The sequence below is a fragment of the Gilliamella apicola genome, from assembly GCF_003202915.1.
Lineage (GTDB): Bacteria > Pseudomonadota > Gammaproteobacteria > Enterobacterales > Orbaceae > Gilliamella > Gilliamella apicola_Q.
In genome coordinates, this window is the sequence record NZ_QGLP01000003.1 from 84,488 (window position 1) to 101,434 (window position 16,947).

Annotated in this window: 15 protein-coding genes; 4 read left to right on the plus strand and 11 right to left on the minus strand. The window is 35.4% G+C overall.

The genetic code is table 11. The features are described 5' to 3' along the window. Positions 1 to 75: 75 nt before the first annotated feature. Complete coding sequence (locus DKK79_RS00560) at positions 76 to 2,748, minus strand: J domain-containing protein (protein WP_110422425.1); 2,673 nt, start codon at positions 2,746 to 2,748, stop codon at positions 76 to 78. Continuing rightward, on the minus strand, positions 2,745 to 3,443 hold the full coding sequence (locus tag DKK79_RS00565; protein WP_110422426.1) for a DUF1266 domain-containing protein: 699 nt from the start codon (positions 3,441 to 3,443) through the stop codon (positions 2,745 to 2,747). Before DKK79_RS00565 ends, DKK79_RS00560 begins: the two co-directional genes overlap by 4 nt. Positions 3,444 to 3,686: 243 nt before the next feature. Between DKK79_RS00565 and dolP the strand changes: the two genes are divergently transcribed. Further along, on the plus strand, positions 3,687 to 4,259 hold the full coding sequence (gene dolP, locus DKK79_RS00570; protein ID WP_034883230.1) for a division/outer membrane stress-associated lipid-binding lipoprotein: 573 nt from the start codon (positions 3,687 to 3,689) through the stop codon (positions 4,257 to 4,259). A 46-nt stretch (positions 4,260 to 4,305) separates the two neighbouring features. On the opposite strand, the gene csdE is transcribed toward dolP, so the two are convergent. The 5 genes from csdE to DKK79_RS00595 all read right to left on the minus strand — a co-directional run bounded on the left by csdE (position 4,306) and on the right by DKK79_RS00595 (position 9,232). Further along, the gene (gene csdE / locus DKK79_RS00575; protein WP_110422427.1) at positions 4,306 to 4,698 is read right to left on the minus strand and encodes a cysteine desulfurase sulfur acceptor subunit CsdE; all 393 of its coding nucleotides are present in this window, start codon (positions 4,696 to 4,698) and stop codon (positions 4,306 to 4,308) included. Between the two features lie 121 nt (positions 4,699 to 4,819). After that, positions 4,820 to 6,028, minus strand: a complete 1,209-nt coding sequence (csdA, locus tag DKK79_RS00580) for a cysteine desulfurase CsdA (RefSeq protein ID WP_110422428.1) — start codon at positions 6,026 to 6,028, stop codon at positions 4,820 to 4,822. Further along, on the minus strand, positions 5,997 to 6,875 hold the full coding sequence (locus tag DKK79_RS00585; protein ID WP_034883224.1) for a U32 family peptidase: 879 nt from the start codon (positions 6,873 to 6,875) through the stop codon (positions 5,997 to 5,999). Before DKK79_RS00585 ends, csdA begins: the two co-directional genes overlap by 32 nt. A 133-nt stretch (positions 6,876 to 7,008) precedes the next feature. Next, positions 7,009 to 8,004, minus strand: coding sequence for a ubiquinone anaerobic biosynthesis protein UbiU (ubiU, locus tag DKK79_RS00590; RefSeq protein WP_034883221.1), 996 nt, complete (start codon positions 8,002 to 8,004; stop codon positions 7,009 to 7,011). Positions 8,005 to 8,332: 328 nt separating this feature from the next. Next, positions 8,333 to 9,232, minus strand: coding sequence for a LysR family transcriptional regulator (locus DKK79_RS00595; protein ID WP_110422429.1), 900 nt, complete (start codon positions 9,230 to 9,232; stop codon positions 8,333 to 8,335). A 141-nt stretch (positions 9,233 to 9,373) separates the two neighbouring features. Between DKK79_RS00595 and DKK79_RS00600 the strand changes: the two genes are divergently transcribed. The 3 genes from DKK79_RS00600 to DKK79_RS00610 are packed head-to-tail and all read left to right on the plus strand — an operon-like array spanning position 9,374 to position 11,857. Next, positions 9,374 to 10,552: an acetyl-CoA C-acetyltransferase gene (locus tag DKK79_RS00600; protein ID WP_110422430.1), complete on the plus strand. Its 1,179-nt coding sequence runs from the start codon at positions 9,374 to 9,376 to the stop codon at positions 10,550 to 10,552. A gap of 10 nt (positions 10,553 to 10,562) precedes the next feature. Next, positions 10,563 to 11,219, plus strand: coding sequence for a CoA transferase subunit A (locus DKK79_RS00605; protein ID WP_110422431.1), 657 nt, complete (start codon positions 10,563 to 10,565; stop codon positions 11,217 to 11,219). Next, the gene (locus DKK79_RS00610; protein ID WP_034883212.1) at positions 11,219 to 11,857 is read left to right on the plus strand and encodes a 3-oxoacid CoA-transferase subunit B; all 639 of its coding nucleotides are present in this window, start codon (positions 11,219 to 11,221) and stop codon (positions 11,855 to 11,857) included. The genes DKK79_RS00605 and DKK79_RS00610 overlap by 1 nt, the downstream gene beginning before the upstream one ends. Positions 11,858 to 12,689: 832 nt before the next feature. On the opposite strand, the gene DKK79_RS00615 is transcribed toward DKK79_RS00610, so the two are convergent. The 4 genes from DKK79_RS00615 to DKK79_RS15030 form a co-directional block, all read right to left on the minus strand. Beyond that, entirely contained in the window at positions 12,690 to 13,160 is a 471-nt protein-coding gene (locus DKK79_RS00615) for an SMI1/KNR4 family protein (protein ID WP_181415206.1), read from the minus strand. A 7-nt stretch (positions 13,161 to 13,167) separates the two neighbouring features. Continuing rightward, a complete protein-coding gene (locus tag DKK79_RS00620) occupies positions 13,168 to 15,000 on the minus strand; it encodes an HNH/ENDO VII family nuclease (protein WP_110422433.1) in 1,833 nt (610 codons plus the stop codon). Positions 15,001 to 15,538: 538 nt separating this feature from the next. Beyond that, positions 15,539 to 15,874: a hypothetical protein gene (locus DKK79_RS00625; RefSeq protein WP_110422434.1), complete on the minus strand. Its 336-nt coding sequence runs from the start codon at positions 15,872 to 15,874 to the stop codon at positions 15,539 to 15,541. Between the two features lie 12 nt (positions 15,875 to 15,886). Beyond that, entirely contained in the window at positions 15,887 to 16,807 is a 921-nt protein-coding gene (locus tag DKK79_RS15030; RefSeq protein ID WP_110422435.1) for a VENN motif pre-toxin domain-containing protein, read from the minus strand. Positions 16,808 to 16,947 lie beyond the last annotated feature (140 nt).

Consider the following 16,947-nt stretch of genomic DNA (forward strand, 5'->3'; position numbering starts at 1 on the left):
TTTGTAAAATTATCCCCTTTAATAATTAGAAAATAGCGTTGTAAAGGGGATATTGAGATAACTTATCTTTGCTTATTATTCTGTTATTGGTGGTCCATAACGGTTTGTCTCATCGACAGATGAAAGCCAACATGGCGACAATAGAATTGGTAGTGCAAGTGAGGCTGATATAAAATAAAGGATGCCGCTATTATAATAACAGTCATTTAAGCGTCGTTTTATCGCAAAAATAATATTGATTATTGCAACTCCCCATAATATATCAGTAATAGTATTATCTAAATTTGTTTGGCTCGCACTTATTAGTAGTAAAAGAATAATTAAACAAGAAAAGCTCATCTGTTTTAAGAAGCCAATTAAATTGGTTCGACCATTCCAGCGCCAAATTTGCCACCACTTATTGGGTGGAAACGCTTTAGATTTAAGTTTTTTCTGGTGATCCATATTTTTGGCTAGCAGCAATGTTGAGCATAATTTAAGTGTAATATCACTATTTTGTTTAATTTCTATAAGTGTTTCGATATCATCTTTTTCATATATCGCATCATCTTTATTGAGTTTTTGATTTAAATTTTTTAAGGTGTCTATTTTTTGCAATTCATCATTATTTTTTTTGAGAGATGACGGAATGGATATTTTTAACCTAAATGATTCGACGATTTTTTGTAACTGGGTATTATCACCAGCTAGCTTTTGTAGTATTTCTTTTAGTTTTGTTTTTTGATTGGCTTTGTCAAAAACAATTGAATACAGTAACATTAAACTAGTGACAGATTTGTTGGTTAGTTTATTTGCCCATCTTTGTTCAACTATTTGCTCAATTTCATCCCAATTAATTTCATCTGATGCGTAGATAACTGCTTCAATTGAATTTGGGTAATTAACCAACATAGAGCCAATCTGTCGATTATCACTATCGATAAGATTATATAATTCCGTATCATTTTGCCATTGGTCAGACTTAAAGGTATCTATAAGTGACGCAAGAGGATCACTTTCAGAGAGTAAAAATAAGTTATCTTTCTCTCGAATAAAGTTGGCAGCTTTAATTGGTGAATCTGCAATACTGATGATTAATAAACAGTAACGATACCATTGCCAATAAGCATTGTTATCAGCAGCAATAATTGATTGATTAGGTGATTGGGGTAAGGTGTTGTCTCCTCTAAATTCATAGTAGACAGGCCAATCAAACATCTCCATATTTCGATAAGCTACATTGTCATATAAATGTAATTTAGCGATAAATGGGATATCATCGAATCTATCGAGCCATAACCGAGCATATAAAAACAGCTCCCCCTCTTCAACATTCGGATCAAATTTAGTAGGAATAACTGCATTTTCATCACTTTGATACAACCACTCTGTAAACTCTTGTACTGGTGATAGATTGGTTAGCCACTCAAGGTGTTGTCTAGCTTGACGCTGTAAATTTTGTAAAATAAATTTTTCAAATTTATCTTCACATGATTCGGCTAAGATCTCTTGCAATAGTTTTTTATTACCGTGACGTAACATGATTGCATGTCGGTATAAGCGGTATAATCGGCTGTTACCATCATCACATAATAAGGCATAGATGACTTGTCGATAATTCCAATTATTATCGACAGCCCAGCTTATAACAGCTGCAATTTCATCACTGAAATCTTGTTTGTTTAGTTCCAGTAATCGAAAAAGGGTAGATGGTGTAAGTTGAGGAATACTAAATATATAGTTTTCAGGATTTTCTGTTTTTAAACAATAAGATTGATTTAATGCAAGAATTAATAATGGCAGATATTCAAACTGATTTTTAGCACACCACAACATTAACCAACCGGTAGCTTTTTCTTGATATTGTGGTAGATGATAGAGTTCTAACCAAAGTAATAAGGCATTATGTTCGTCTTCAAGCAGTGAATATTGCATTGCGGCGACTGCTTTCCACTCTTCTTGCTTTTGTTGGTCTTGATTAGGATCTGCAATACAACTTAAAGCATAGTCTAATAATCCTCTATTTGGGGTTTTACTAAAATAATGCCAATTGGCTAGTTCTTGCATAAATTCGGAATCATCAGGTAAGTAAACCACGCTATGAATAGATAAATATTCGTTTAATTCCTGAGATGGTTTTTCCCAGAAAAGCCATCTAGCACAACGAGCATAATCGATGGTTACATTTTGTACGGCTTTATTTGTTCTTGGTAAGCTGTCATAATCAAAAAAATCACCATGATCAATATGATCAAAAAAATTGGTATACATCTCAATGTTGGTGGGAGAATGATTAATGATTTGCTGACGCCAGCGTAAATTATCTGCTAATATTTTCACACAAGATAGTGATATCGTTAATGTGTCATAACTGATGTCTAACATCTGCCATTTAGCAATTTCCATTATAGACATTGGGTAATCATAAAATGAAGCAACAAATTTATGCCACTCATTAACATTATGACAGCGAAGCGGATCGTCGAGTAACGCCTGATAATTATCACAGATTTCTTTGACTTGTCGCTCTTCTTCGGTAAGTGGTTTAATAACTTCTTCAGTAGGCTGTTCTTGATTTAAATCATCAGTCATTGATTCGGGTGCTTTTGCGTACTGCATAGCTGATTCATAGGCTTCGCGTAGCGCTTTAAAACCATCAGGATCAGTTTCTGGATGATATTCCGGCAGTTTTGCTCGATAAGCTTGTCGAATCAGCGCGATATCGGTAGTTTTCTCAATTGCTAATAATTGCCAAAAATTGTTATTCATGACCAATCATACTCCGTTAATGATTCAGGTTTTTCCAATTCTTCTATCTCAATATACCAAGGAAGGTGATGATGAGGGGAATCTTCATTGTTATATAATTTATTCATGGTCCATACTTGCGATGAGCGGCATAATTCACAACGCAATATTTCTAAATTTTCTTTGTTAGAAAGTGATTTCCAATATTGATAACCAATAAACCAGCCAGAAAAATAACTTTGCCAGGACGAATAATAGTATTGTGCGCGCAGTGCAATTCGATAAAAAATCCAAAGAGCTTCTTGTTCAGTAATAAATTTATTAGTGGTGCCATTACGTAATATATAGCCCATACGAGCATAATCCCAACTACGGATGCCACCAACCCCACATTCTAAATAACTCTTTTCAACAAGTTCTAGTAAGACTTTTTGGTAATCAGTATGTTTCTCGGTGTATTTCAACCAGTCGATTGCTGATAGGCGAGGGTACATAAAGTAGTGTTTAGATAAAGCTGGTGCATGGCCATCGTCGATCATATTAAAGACCATTGCTAGTAGCGTTTCTCGCGAATCAATGTCCCAGTCTTTTTTCAAATCGGTATATTTATCCTCAGGAAAAAAAAAGGGTGATGTATAACTTGCGCCACACTCTTTATTTAATGCAACCATTGGTGCCGATAGACCATATAACCAATCGATATAATCTTGATTCATAGTTTTATTCCATTAAATTTTTATACAATTTCTTATTAAAAGATAACAGATTTTATAAAAAAATAAATATTTGTTATAACAAATTGACCCATTATTATATTGATATCTATCAATTAAAATTATCGAAAAATTTTTACATTTACTAACCATAAAATTATGTTGCAAATCACTATCTACAAGGCATAATGACAAGTATTCATCAGTATTTGAATTTTACTGAGTAGTAAATAAAAAGGAGTAATAATGAAAAAATTTGTTTTAGTCGCCGCGTTAGTATCGGGAGCGTTAATGTTACAAGGTTGTTTTGCTGCCGTTATCGGTGTTGGTGCAGGAGCTACTGCAAAAATGGCGACCGATCCGCGTACAGCTGGAACGCAAGTTGATGATACAACACTCAATACCAGAATGAATACTAAACTAAAAGAAAATGCTCCTTTCTTTATCGGCTCCCGTATTTCTTCGAGCACTTATATGGGTAACATTATTTTAACTGGTCAAGCGAATGCCGAGCAAATCGAAAAGGCTGAACGTCTTGCTTATCAAGTCGAAGGTGTGAAAAAAGTTTATAACCAAATCCGCGCCAGTGAGCCAGTTGGTGCTGGAACTATTAGTAATGATATGTGGATCACCACAAAAGTTAAATCTCAATTGGTGATAAATTCCAAAACTAAAGCCCGCAATATTAAAGTTGTTACTGAAGATGGCGAAGTATTTTTAATCGGTATTGTTAGTAGTGAAGAAGGTCAAGAAGCTGCATCGTTGGCAAGTAAAGTTGCTGGTGTGAGGAAAGTGGTGACATTATTTACCCTACGATAATTATTTAGATTTGTTAATAGGGAGAATTTATTCTCCCTTTTCTATTTCATTGACTCTTAATTCGTTCAATCAATTTATCCAGCCCTTGTAGCCTAGATTGGCTCAATTCATCAGTGATTTTTAATTGCTTTAGTATCGCATGAAAATCAAGCGCTTTAATCTGTTCCGCCGTCTTATTATTGGCAATAATAATTAAAACTGTGAGTAATCCTTTAACAATTCTACCTTCACTATCACCCTGAAAAATAAAAGTATTATCAGATTGTTTATTAGCTGTTAGCCATACCCGGTTTTCACAACCATAAACCTGATTAGCCTCAATTTTTTTTTCATCAGCAAAATCCGGTAATTGTTTTGCTAAAGCTATCAATTGTCGATAACGATCTTGCCAGTTATATTGCTTAGAAAATAATTCAAATAGTGTTTGTTGTGATAGCATAATTAAAACCAGTTATATGTTGAAGATTGGGTTTAAAGATAGTAATTATTAATAGATAGTAGTTACTAATTACTAATATAGTCGTTATTAAAAGATAATCGTTAGCGACTAACATGTTAAGCTACGTTAATAGCTCAATAGCATTCTGTAGTGCGCTAATAAAACTATCAATATCTTGCTGATTATTATATGGCATTAGAGAGATACGGATAACTCCATGACAACCAAGTTTGTCCATCAGTGGCTTGGCACATAATTCACCGGTACGGATAGCGATATTTTGTTCACTCAATAAAATAGCAATATCATTATGATGAATATTTTCTATAGTAAAGCTTATTATTGGACTATTTTTAACCTGGAAAAACTGGATATGCTTTAATTGAGCTAATTTTGATTCAGCATAAGTTACCAACTGTTTTAAATAACAATCTAATTGTGCTTCATCCCATTTTTTTAACCATGATAACGTCGCTTGAAAACCAAGGATTCCGGCGATATTTTGCGTGCCGGCTTCGAATTTATAAGGCAGTTCTTCAACTTCAAATCCTAAAAATGAAGCATTTTTCAACATTTTACCGCCACCTTGCCAAACGTCCATCTGCTCAAGCAAATGTTGTTTTCCGTATAGTACACCAAGTCCTGTTGGGCCATATAACTTATGGGCAGAAAAAGCGTAAAAGTCGATATTTAATGTGGTAACATCAATTGGCTGGTGTACCACGCCTTGTGCACCATCTACCACTAAAATCGCATTATATTGGTGGACTAGCTGACTAATTTTCGCTAAATCAGGACAAAAACCGGTAACATTAGACATTTGGGTGATAGCTACAATTTTGGTTTTGCTTGATAGTAATGACGAAAGCTCATTAACCTCAGCAGACCATTTGATCAGTTTTGCCCCAGTTTGTTTGGCGACGATAAGCCAAGGTAATAGATTACTATGGTGCTCTAATTCACTGACAATAATTTCATCATTAACTTGTAGTAAAGGCCTTGCATAGCTCTGAGCAATTATGTTTATTGATTCAGTGGTTCCTCGTGTCCAAATAATTTCATGGCTTGATTGGCTATGAATAAAATCCGCAACACTCTGCCGCGCTTCATCAACAGCGGCCGTCACCTTTAGCGCATCTTGGTGTAAACTACGCTGAGCAGTTGCGGTGTGATGTGCATAATATTCAACGGTAGCATTGATCATGGTTTGCGGTTTTAACGCGGTAGCGGCCGAATCAAGATACACGTTGTTATCTAGAGCAGGAAAATCTGCTCTAAAAATTTCAGCTAGCGGATGTTTATTGTGTAAGTTCAAGTCCAGCAATCCCATTCCAATAACCATTACAGTCTCGTTTATGTTCAATATTTAGCGGGTTGGTGCCGTCTTCATTGGCTCTAAATTGTTTAACGATATCAAGCGTCTGAATACCAAGTGGTGAAATACGCACAATATCGACTAAGCCATGCATATCCTTTAGATTGTTTCCTAAATTGTAACAATAACCACTTTGAGTTTGAATACCGTTTAATACAAACACTTTCTGTTGTTCTTGCGAAAACACTTCTCGTCCAACTGGATATTTAATACAGCAAGTTTCACATTTATCTTTTGGTCTATCTTCTGATCTGGCGGTAAAGCAGCGCGCAGAGTAAGCTAAGGGTAAATAGCCATAACTAAATACTTCGACCTCAAAATTACGATCAATTTTCAAAGAATCAAATTGTTTTAGCACATTACTCAGCCAATCACGAGACAGTTCGACCGGCATACACCAACGCACCATACCTTGTTTTTGTAATAATTTCAGTGTTAATGCGTTATAACAATTTATAGCTGGACCGGCGACAAACGGTAAGTTATTATCATGAGCAATATTAATTGCTGCCAAATCATTCGCTTCAACTAAAAAGTCACCATTATTGACTAACTGTCTTAAATCAGTCAGTTCTGAAGGCGCTTCAAGTAACGCAAGAGTAGAAAGTACCACTTGCTTACCTGACTTAGCAATTTCTTTAGCTAAATCTAGCCAATTAGGTACCTTCATTTCACGGCGTTTGGTACAAACTGTTTCGCCCATATAAATAATATCCGCTTCACTTTCCTTAGCGGCTTGATAAAAGGCTTCGGTTTCGATTTTAGGCCAATAATAAAGTATTGGTCCTAATGCGTATTTCATAGTTTTGCTCACTATATTTAAATTTCTAAATAGTCAATTTTTGATAGCTAAACTCTGATACTAATGTGAAAACTCACCTAGGTGAGTATCGAGTTTTATTTTGGTTGTAAATTTTAATATTAAAGCTGGTCAATTATTGCCATTTACGGTGATAAGCACCTAATGTTGTTTGGGTTCCTTCGGAAACAGCTCCTAAAGTATCCATCCAATTTTTTTCAGCTTGGAAAGCTTGAGGATTCGCTTTATAGCGATCAATAGCTTGTCGCCATACTTTCGTGACCTGTTCAACATAAGCGGGGCTGCGTTGTCTTCCTTCAATTTTAACCGAAGCAATATTGGCCGCAAATAGGTCTGGTAATAGTTCAATGGTATTTAAACTAGTCGGTTCTTCAATTGGATGATAAAGCTCATCACCAACAAAATAACGCCCTTTACAAAGGGTTGGGTAGCCAGCATTTTCCCCTTTTTTATGACAATCAATTAAAACATTGTTGAGTCGTGATTCAAGCCCTTTATCGGTCTCCTCCCAACGGACAAACTTGGCTGGCGAGCAAGCGCCAACGGTGTTTGGTGATTCGCCGGTTAAGTATGACGATAGATAGCAGCGACCTTCAGCCATAATACATAAACTACCAAATGCAAAAACTTCCAAAGGCACAGGTGAAACTTGTGATAATTGTTTTACTTGATGCATAGATAACACCCGAGGTAAAACAATACGATGCACTTGAAAGTTATTATGATAAAACTTAATTGATTCTTCATTAGTTGAAGAGGCTTGTACCGAAACATGACGCTCAAGATTTGGATACTTTTGAGCAGCATAGTCAAGCATGGCCAAATCAGCAATGATTAATGCATCAGCACCAATATTAGCCGCGGTATCAACGGCATATTGCCAGCGCTCAAAATTTTCGGGGTGAGCAAATGTATTAATAGCGATGTGTAACTTTTTACCGCGTTTATGAACATAGTCCGATGCTTCAACTAATCGTTTTTCATTAAAATTTAAACCAGCAAAATGGCGAGCATTGGTATCATCTTTCAAACCAATATAAACTGCGTCAGCACCATTATCAATCGCCACTTTGAGCGATGGTAATGAACCAGCAGGGCAAAGAAGTTCCATATTTACACCTTTAAATTCTGCATTTTATTCGTTGTGTATTATGCAATAATTCTTATTTTAAAGCGAATAGAAAGCGGTCTGTTTATCGCAAAAAGCAATTAAAAACTAATGAAAATTTGATTAATTACATAATGACAACAAATTGATCGAAATAATTTAGATAACTGTCAAGAAAATCGTGAATAACTCGATAAAGCAAGGTATTAATTTCCTTAATATTGTGGTTTAGGTCAGTAAATTAATTCAATGCGCTTTCGAGTTTACTAAGGTTTTTACTTGATTTTAAGCGACACATACATGTATTTATCGCTTTCAACATATTGTGAGTTTATTTTTTATCTTGAAAATGACTTAAAATATAGTTAAATACAAACTGATGCAATCTTGAATAACGTTGTTTTTTAGTATGACAAAGTAAGACTTTCCAATAAATAGGATCATCAAAGCGACGTTCAACAATATTCTGGTTAGAGTAAATATCTAAGATTGGCGATGGTAAGATAGTTAAAAATTTGGAATTGGTTGCTAAGAGTAGTAAAAAGTCCCAGGATGCAGACATCGTATATTTTTGAGGCTGAATATTATATTCGCTAAATTTTTTCATTAATTTATGATGGATCATAAAACTTGGTTCAAAAATTGCTAACATTTGATCATTTAAATCTGACCATGTTAGCGTCTCTTTTTGTGCAAGAGGATGCTCGTGATTAAAAAAGACAGATAACTCACTTTCCTGTATAAGGTGTTCATCAATGATAGTTGAACTAATATTAGTGGGGTCGAGCAAAATAGCAAAATCCAGTTCATCAACCATACACATTTGACTTAATTCATAAGCGCCTTTTTCGATAATTTCAACTTCTATATTGGGATGATTAATAATTAAATCAGCGATCACTGAAGAAAACACCACACCTAAAATTAATGGCGGAATACCTATTCTTACTTTACCTTTCAATTGACCGGCATCTTCACGAATGGCTGTCAACATATCGTTATATTGAGTAATTAGTTTTTGAACTTGTTCATAAAAAAGCTCACCGGTAGGAGTTAAACCTTGTAAACGACCTTTATATCTCTCAAACAGTTCTACTTTTTCTGATTCCTCAAAAAATTTAATAAATTGACTTAACGCCGGTTGGGATATGTAAAGTCTTTTTGCTGCCAAAGACAAATTAAAATCGGCTTTGACGATTGCAACAAAATATTGAAAATGTCGAATATCCATACTTTTGTTACCTTTAGAAATTCCTATTTAATAAAATCTATAAGATTAACTTATAGATTGTATAATAAATCAGACTTGGACAGAGGTAAATCAATCATCTAGCATAAGTTAAATTTATCATATAAGTAAAAGGATGATCTTATGCAAGATGTTGTCATTGTATCAGCGGTACGTACGCCAATTGGCAGTTTTGGCGGGGTTTTTAATAATGTTCCTGTAGTTGATTTAGGTGCTATAGCGTTAAAAGAGGCGATGAAAAGAATAAATCTTGATCCTAAAGAGATAGATGAAGTTATATTAGGAAATGTGCTACAAGCAGGACTCGGTCAAAATGTGGCAAGACAGATTGCAATCAAAAGTGGGATACCTGAAGAAGTCTCAAGTTTTACTGTTAACAAAGTCTGTGGTTCAGGATTAAAAACTGTGCAACTTGCGGCACAAGCCATCGCAACAGGTGAAGCCGATGTTGTAATTGCAGGCGGTGCTGAAAATATGAGTTTATCGCCATATGTGATCCCTAATGCACGCTTTGGCCTTAAAATGGGGAATGCACAAATGATCGATACAATGATTTGTGATGGATTAACAGACGCCTTTAATCATTATCACATGGGGATTACTGCCGAAAATGTTGCCGAGCAATATGGTATTTCACGGCAAGCTCAGGATGAATTAGCTTTAGCTAGTCAGAAAAAAGCAGCAATAGCATTACAGACTAACCGTTTTAAAGATGAAATTGTTCCGGTAACCATTGCTAATAAAAAAGGCGAAACGACCGTAATTGAAACTGATGAATATCCAAAACCAAATACCACAATGGAAAAATTAGCCTCTTTACGAACTGCCTTCAAAAAAGATGGTACTGTTACCGCAGGTAATGCATCAGGTATTAATGATGGTGCGGCAATTTTAATTTTAATGAGTCGCAAAAAAGCAGAAAAACTAGGACTAGAACCGTTAGTCACAATTAAAAGCTGTGCAGCGGCGGGGGTAGCTCCAGAAGTGATGGGAATTGGCCCAATTCCAGCTACCCGAAAAGCGTTAGATAAAGCTGGTCTGACTATTAATGATATCGATTTATTTGAAGCTAATGAAGCCTTTGCTGCACAAGCATTAGCAGTTTGTAATACCTTAAATATTCCAGCAGAAAAAGTGAATGTTAATGGCGGCGCAATAGCACTTGGTCATCCAATTGGTGCCAGTGGAGCTAGAATTTTAGTGTCGCTTATATATGAAATGAAAAAGCGAAATGCCAAAAATGGCTTAGCCACGCTCTGTATTGGCGGTGGTCAAGGTATTGCGATGGTGGTTTCTCAATAGGGCAAGTTTTATGGATAAAGTAGTAAGTATTGAGCAAGCACTATCATCAATCAAAGATGAAACCACTATGATGGTCGGTGGCTTTATGGCTAGTGGATCACCAGAAACATTGATTGATTATTTATGCCAAACAGAGGTGAAAAACTTAACGTTAATTTGCAATGATACTGGCTTGATTGATCAAGGCGTCGGTAAGATGGTTATGTTAAAAAAGTTCAGAAAAATTATTGCTTCACACATTGGTTTGAATAAAGAAACCGGAAGGCAAATGAATGCCGGCGAAACGCAAGTCGAATTAATTCCGCAAGGTACTCTTGCCGAGCGTATTCGCTGTGCCGGTTATGGATTAGGCGGTGTTTTAACCCCAACTGGGATAGGAACCTTAGTAGAAGAAGGTAAGAAAAAAATTGAGGTTGATGGTAAACAATTTTTACTAGAAACACCATTATTTGCTGATGTCGCTTTACTTTATGCGGCAAAAGTCGATCGAGCTGGCAATATTGTTTATAAAGGGGCGATGAATAACTTTAATAACGTTATGGCAAGTGCCGCTAAACTGACTATCGTTGAAGCTGGTCAAATTGTGGATATTGGAGAACTAAATCCACAAGAAATTGCGACACCGGGTATTTTCGTTGATTATATCGTCAAAGGAAGAGGCTGCTAATGGATAAGGAACAGTTACAAAATTATATTGCATCCCGTGTTGCTAAAGAGTTATCCGATGGCGATATCGTCAATTTAGGTATTGGACTACCAACGCGAGTAGCTAATTTTATTCCTGAAAATATTGAAGTTATTCTTCAATCTGAAAACGGTTTTTTAGGATTAGGCCCTACACCAACGGCGGACAATTATGACCCAAGCATCATTAATGCCGGCGGTCAACCTGTAACCATTTTACCGGGAGGTTGTTTTTTTGATAGTGCAACATCTTTCGGAATTATCCGTGGTGGTCATATTGATGTATCTGTCCTAGGTGCATTACAAGTTGATGAGAAGGGTAATATTGCCAATTATATGATCCCAGGAAAAATGGTGCCAGGCATGGGTGGCGCAATGGACCTTGTTACAGGAGCCAAAAAAGTCATTGTAGCAATGGAACATACAGCTAAGGGCGCACATAAAATATTAAAAGAGTGCTCTTTACCATTGACTGCTGTTAATGCTGTTGACCTAATTATTACAGAAATGGGCGTTATTAAAGTAACCGCAGAAGGACTAAAATTAATTGAAATTAATCCTGAATATACGGTTGAAGATATCAAGGCGGCTACAGAGGCATCTTTAATTATTGAGTTATAGTTGTTGGTTGCAATTATTATTAATTTCTACACATCCTAAAGTAAAAATCATTAGTTTCGGCTAGTGATTTTTTTTATCTTCTATTAAAAAAAATAACTTTAACATTGCTGATAGCAATTTATTGCATAGCATGTTTTTCATAATTATAGGTATTAGCTTTATTGAAGGATTTTTCAAATTGCTATTAACTAGAATGATTGAGGAGGGATACCGTTCCATTATTGTTTGAACTCCATGATGGCAAAGATGTTTTATTTGATAACGCATTTTACTAAGTTGATATCTGGAAATTTTTCAGTTCAAGTTAATAAAATTAATTTATGTTTTATGCTTTGATCATGGGGTATTAAAGATGAGCGTTACTTTTTGGTTTTGATTAAATATTCGACACCTTATATCAAGACAAGTAACGCTCTTTTTATATAGGTCAGGTTAATTTTAAACCAATATATATAATTTAGCCAATATTATATTTATAACAGATATGAGCAGCGATTATTTCCTCTGTAGGAAGTTTATCAAATTTATCTTTAGTAATTTCAGTTTAACACTCACTCCGGCTAAAACGTCGGACAAACAATGAAATAAATATATACCACTTTATTGATATTTGAGTATGAGTGAATTGGCAGGGGGCCAATCCAACTCTCCAGCCCCATCTCATAATTGAAGGCCGCAAGTTGGAATTATTTGGCTTTACTACTTATCTATCTGGTGTCCACTATTACCGCTATAGAAGGTACGTTAATTATCTAACTTGCGAAATAGATTGCATATTTGACAAATAATTAGTCCAGCTCTACGTTAGAGATGTCAGAACTGGACTAAATGATTACCAATTTTTTTTTGCATCTATAATTGTTTCTTTAAAAAAAACACCAAAATCTTTTGCTACTTTTGTATATAAGCCATCCTTTGTAGATACTCCAGGTATCCAACAAATGACAGGCGCTTCATTTGGGTTTCGACAATCAATAGCATAATAATCACCATCTCCACCAAAATAAACTATAACAAAATAATTAGGAAGGCCTGAGTTTTCACGCATTTTTAAAGTAACCCAAATTGCATCAGGAATACCAGAATTAATAAAATCTTCTTTGATTATTCCATAAAATTCTTGGCCATATATATCTCCACAACCCAGATTTTCTAAAAAATATTTATAACTTTCAGGAAAGTTCACACCCAACATATTTTCCGCTTTAATAATCAAATCTGGCGATATTTCTCCAACAAAGTCTGCTAATTCAATATTTGAGTTAATAATATTTATAGCATCTTTCACATCTTTTATACTCATAATACACCTATTTTTTAGATTCATTTGCTCTATTTTTCCAATATTGAGAGCGCCATTTATTAAACTGATTCCTATCTATCCCTGTTGGAATAGAATTATCATTAACGTGTATAATTCTATGATTACCCTTATGAAAACTTTGGCTCATTTCCGCAATAGGACCATTTTGTTTTTGAGTCATATGATGTAAGTTAACAGGTTGACCATCTTTACCAATTGGAGCTAGTTCTTTCTTCATACGTTCAAGATTAGTTCTACCTTTAGAATCAACAAAATTAATATCAAACAAATCATTGCGTTGATACACTTTATTACCATTAAATTGGATTGGTTCATTTGACCAATATTGGCGTTGTTGTTCGAAATATTTTGCTACATCAGTCTGAGTTTCCGCATCAGCTTTAGCTATATTGTGCTTCGTTCCCTTATTAGCAGCATTACTAGCTTTGCCTACAAATTTATTAAAAACAGATGCAGCAGCAAATGCCATTATTTCGTCTTTACTTGCACCATTATCATACAAGTTCAGAAGAGCATTTACATTAACAGGCGCTATTCCAGAATCAATAATATTAAGTTTTTGAAGCTTAGACTGTATCTCTTCATTACTAAGCCCCTCTGCTTTCCAGTCCTCAATCATTATATCATATCGTATAGCACTCAGGTATGAATCACTTATTAATCCAATTGGAATCCAAAAATATCCTGAAAGATCATATATGTCACCAGCAAGATTAAATCCTGTATTATGTAATTTTTGCCCTTCTCCAGCTCCATACATCATAGCTTCGGCATAATAGGAGTTAAGGTATTCAAATTCTTCTCTACTTAATTGTCCTGTTTGATATAGTTGAGTTAATATTTCACCTGCTTTTCGCTCTTGTTCTCTAAATTCATTACGAACATCACGTTCACAGTCACTATTTCCATTACATTCCTCAAATTTAGCTTGTAGTTCATCTATATCACCAATACCGGCATCCTTTAATTTTTTATATAAAGCCTTACCTTTTTCGTCTAATTTTTCAACACCATATTTATTTGACAAAAAGTTATTCTCAACCGCATTTTTACTACTACTAATAGCCGCACTAGCATCGCCAAAATTACCACCGCCGGCAGCTACTGCCAGACCGGACGCTAGTTGAGATAGTGCGCTGATGGTTTGTTTTTCATCTTCGGTTAACTCGCTGACATCTTTACCACCATAAAGGGTGTTGATAATTGCTTTACTCGCTAGCTCTCCGCTTACTGCACCAACACCTCCTGATAATGCTGAGTTGCCTTGTAGTTCAGCGACTACTGCACCAAGTATTGCATGAGCAATTAAGTTGCCGGCAATATCATCGGTTTGCCATTTACCATCTTCACCCATATGCCCGGTGTGCAGTTTTATCTGCTCCGCTAACCATGGTGCACTGGCGCCAGCTAGGCCGCCGGTCATATCGCCGGTGATAATACCGGTAATAATCGATACGGCTGAGTCAACGCCTTTACTAAAGTCATTGCCCATTTTGCCATCTTGTGAGTCTTTACCGGCATCTTTATGAATAGTGCGCTCGAGCTCTTTAACCTGCTCTCCTAACTCTTTTAAGCTCGTGACAATGTTTAATCGGGTCTGCTCATCCTCTTTATTAAAGATTGGTTTGAGTTTGCTATGGGCATTTTCGGTATCATGACTGAGTTCATTAATATCTTGTGTTTGTTTATCTTGGTCACGAATGATTAACTCACCGTTACTGATTGCCGCATGGGTTATATTCGAGGCTTCATCGTTGTGGTCATAAGTGGTTGGTTGGCCACTGGTTGGTGAAAAACAGCTATTACCAATAAGCGCCATAATTGGTGATTATATTTTTTTGATAATGGTAATTTTGAGTTGGTTTATTGAGGTTTATTATTAAAAATAATCGGGGTGTGTATACCATTTCATGACTATTTGAACGCTATGATGAAAGAGGTGCTCATTTGATAGCACCTCTTTATATGTAGACATTTTGAAATTTTAAGTTAAAGTTAATAAGACAAACTTTATGTCTTATTCTTTGGTAGTGCTAGTAAAGATGAGCGTTACTTTTTTATTTTGATTGAATATTTGATATCTTATCTCAAAACTAGTAACGCTTTTTTTAATATTGATCAGATTAAGTCGGAACTTATATACTTATACCTAATTTCTTCATTTATTGGCATAAAATATTCATTAGTAAAAGCTACTTACGGCTGAGTGAAGTCGGATTCATTACAGATAAATTCATCACGATTAACACTAAAATGGTAAGCTAATTTTTCAACTTACTAAGTAGGGCACATAATTGAAAAAAAACTATTCGTGTTCTGCGATGGAGATCGCAGAACTGAGACTTTAAAGAAAAAATTTATTCACTTAATTCTATAACATTAATATCATTGCATATTAATTTGATCATGTAATCACCATAAATATTTAGGATATGACAGGGATCGCCGGAATTATAACTATATGGATAAATTTCCATATCTTTAGAATCAAGTGCTCTATATTCATGTGAAATATCAATAGTATCTCCAATCTCTTGAATTTCATTATATTGACTCTCTATTGACATAAACAAAATTACATTAAATTCAATTTGAATAATTTTATCCAAAGCAATTGCTTTAACTTTCAACTGATTATTCGATACATTTAATTCACAAATCCAGCTAATTGATAACTTTCCTATATCTAACATAATTTATTAACCTTATTTAAAATTTATTGTTTCTGTTGGATGTAACTCATGAGATAAATTTCTTGGAATTTCAGAGCCACTTGAATCCAATCTCTGTCCTTTATTTATAGTGGAACCATTCTGACCATATTTTGGTGCTGCAGTTCTAACTACTCGACCAGTATTCCAGTTAATATCAACTTTTGAGCCATCTTTAGCTTTAAATTTTTGCCAACCATTAGGGCTAATTTTACCACTGCTAAAACCCTGTCCTTCAAGTAGTTTTCTTGCTTCTTCTGGTGATTTGCCATTTAAACTAGGGAGTTCCGAAGCAGCACCGTTACCACCGACACCTTTTTTATCATCCTTGTTAGACGAATTATTTTTATCTTTCTTATCATTATCATCATCTGGCTGTAAATTTGCACCACCGGTAGCAACCATTCCTCCTGAACTTGCAGTATTGTAATCATCAGATTTGCTATTTGATTTTTCTAAATCTCCATCTCTTCCATATAATATCCATTCTTTAACCGGTAGTTCTAACGAAGACAAATCCGCGCCTTGAAGACTTGAAGATAATTCCGGATTAACATTAGATAATACATCACCAACAATTACAGCTCCAATAATAGCCCCTGTACCACCAGTCAATAAAAATTGACTACGATTATTACAACTATCTAATTGACAAAGATATAAATTATTATTCTCAACCGCATTTTTACTACTATTAATAGCTGCACTGGCATCACCAATATTACCACCGCCGGCAGCTACTGCCAGACCGGATGCCAGTTGAGATAGTGCGCTGATGGTTTGTTTTTCTTCTTCGGTTAACTCGTTGGCATCTTTACCACCATAAAGGGTGTTGATAATTACTTTACTCGCTAGCTCTCCGCTTACTGCACCAACACCTCCTGATAATGCTGAGTTGCCTTGCAACTCAGCCACTACTGCACCAAGTATTGCATGAGCAATTAAGTTGCTGGCAATATCATCGGTTTCCCATTTACCATCCTTATCTAGATGCCCGGTGTGCAGTTTTATCTGCTCAGCTAGCCATGGTGCACTGGCGCCAGCTAGGCCACTGG

What these genes read in the sequence shown, in the direction of transcription:
- DKK79_RS00560 (WP_110422425.1), bottom strand. Translation starts at nt 2,748, where the DNA reads ATGAATAACAATTTTTGGCAATTATTAGCAATTGAGAAAACTACCGAT.
- csdA (WP_110422428.1), bottom strand. Translation starts at nt 6,028, where the DNA reads ATGGGATTGCTGGACTTGAACTTACACAATAAACATCCGCTAGCTGAA.
- DKK79_RS00620 (WP_110422433.1), bottom strand. Translation starts at nt 15,000, where the DNA reads ATGGCGCTTATTGGTAATAGCTGTTTTTCACCAACCAGTGGCCAACCA.
- DKK79_RS00600 (WP_110422430.1), top strand. Translation starts at nt 9,374, where the DNA reads ATGCAAGATGTTGTCATTGTATCAGCGGTACGTACGCCAATTGGCAGT.
- DKK79_RS00585 (WP_034883224.1), bottom strand. Translation starts at nt 6,875, where the DNA reads ATGAAATACGCATTAGGACCAATACTTTATTATTGGCCTAAAATCGAA.
- dolP (WP_034883230.1), top strand. Translation starts at nt 3,687, where the DNA reads ATGAAAAAATTTGTTTTAGTCGCCGCGTTAGTATCGGGAGCGTTAATG.
- DKK79_RS00610 (WP_034883212.1), top strand. Translation starts at nt 11,219, where the DNA reads ATGGATAAGGAACAGTTACAAAATTATATTGCATCCCGTGTTGCTAAA.
- ubiU (WP_034883221.1), bottom strand. Translation starts at nt 8,004, where the DNA reads ATGGAACTTCTTTGCCCTGCTGGTTCATTACCATCGCTCAAAGTGGCG.
- DKK79_RS00605 (WP_110422431.1), top strand. Translation starts at nt 10,563, where the DNA reads ATGGATAAAGTAGTAAGTATTGAGCAAGCACTATCATCAATCAAAGAT.
- csdE (WP_110422427.1), bottom strand. Translation starts at nt 4,698, where the DNA reads ATGCTATCACAACAAACACTATTTGAATTATTTTCTAAGCAATATAAC.
- DKK79_RS00595 (WP_110422429.1), bottom strand. Translation starts at nt 9,232, where the DNA reads ATGGATATTCGACATTTTCAATATTTTGTTGCAATCGTCAAAGCCGAT.
- DKK79_RS00615 (WP_181415206.1), bottom strand. Translation starts at nt 13,160, where the DNA reads ATGAGTATAAAAGATGTGAAAGATGCTATAAATATTATTAACTCAAAT.
- DKK79_RS00625 (WP_110422434.1), bottom strand. Translation starts at nt 15,874, where the DNA reads ATGTTAGATATAGGAAAGTTATCAATTAGCTGGATTTGTGAATTAAAT.
- DKK79_RS00565 (WP_110422426.1), bottom strand. Translation starts at nt 3,443, where the DNA reads ATGAATCAAGATTATATCGATTGGTTATATGGTCTATCGGCACCAATG.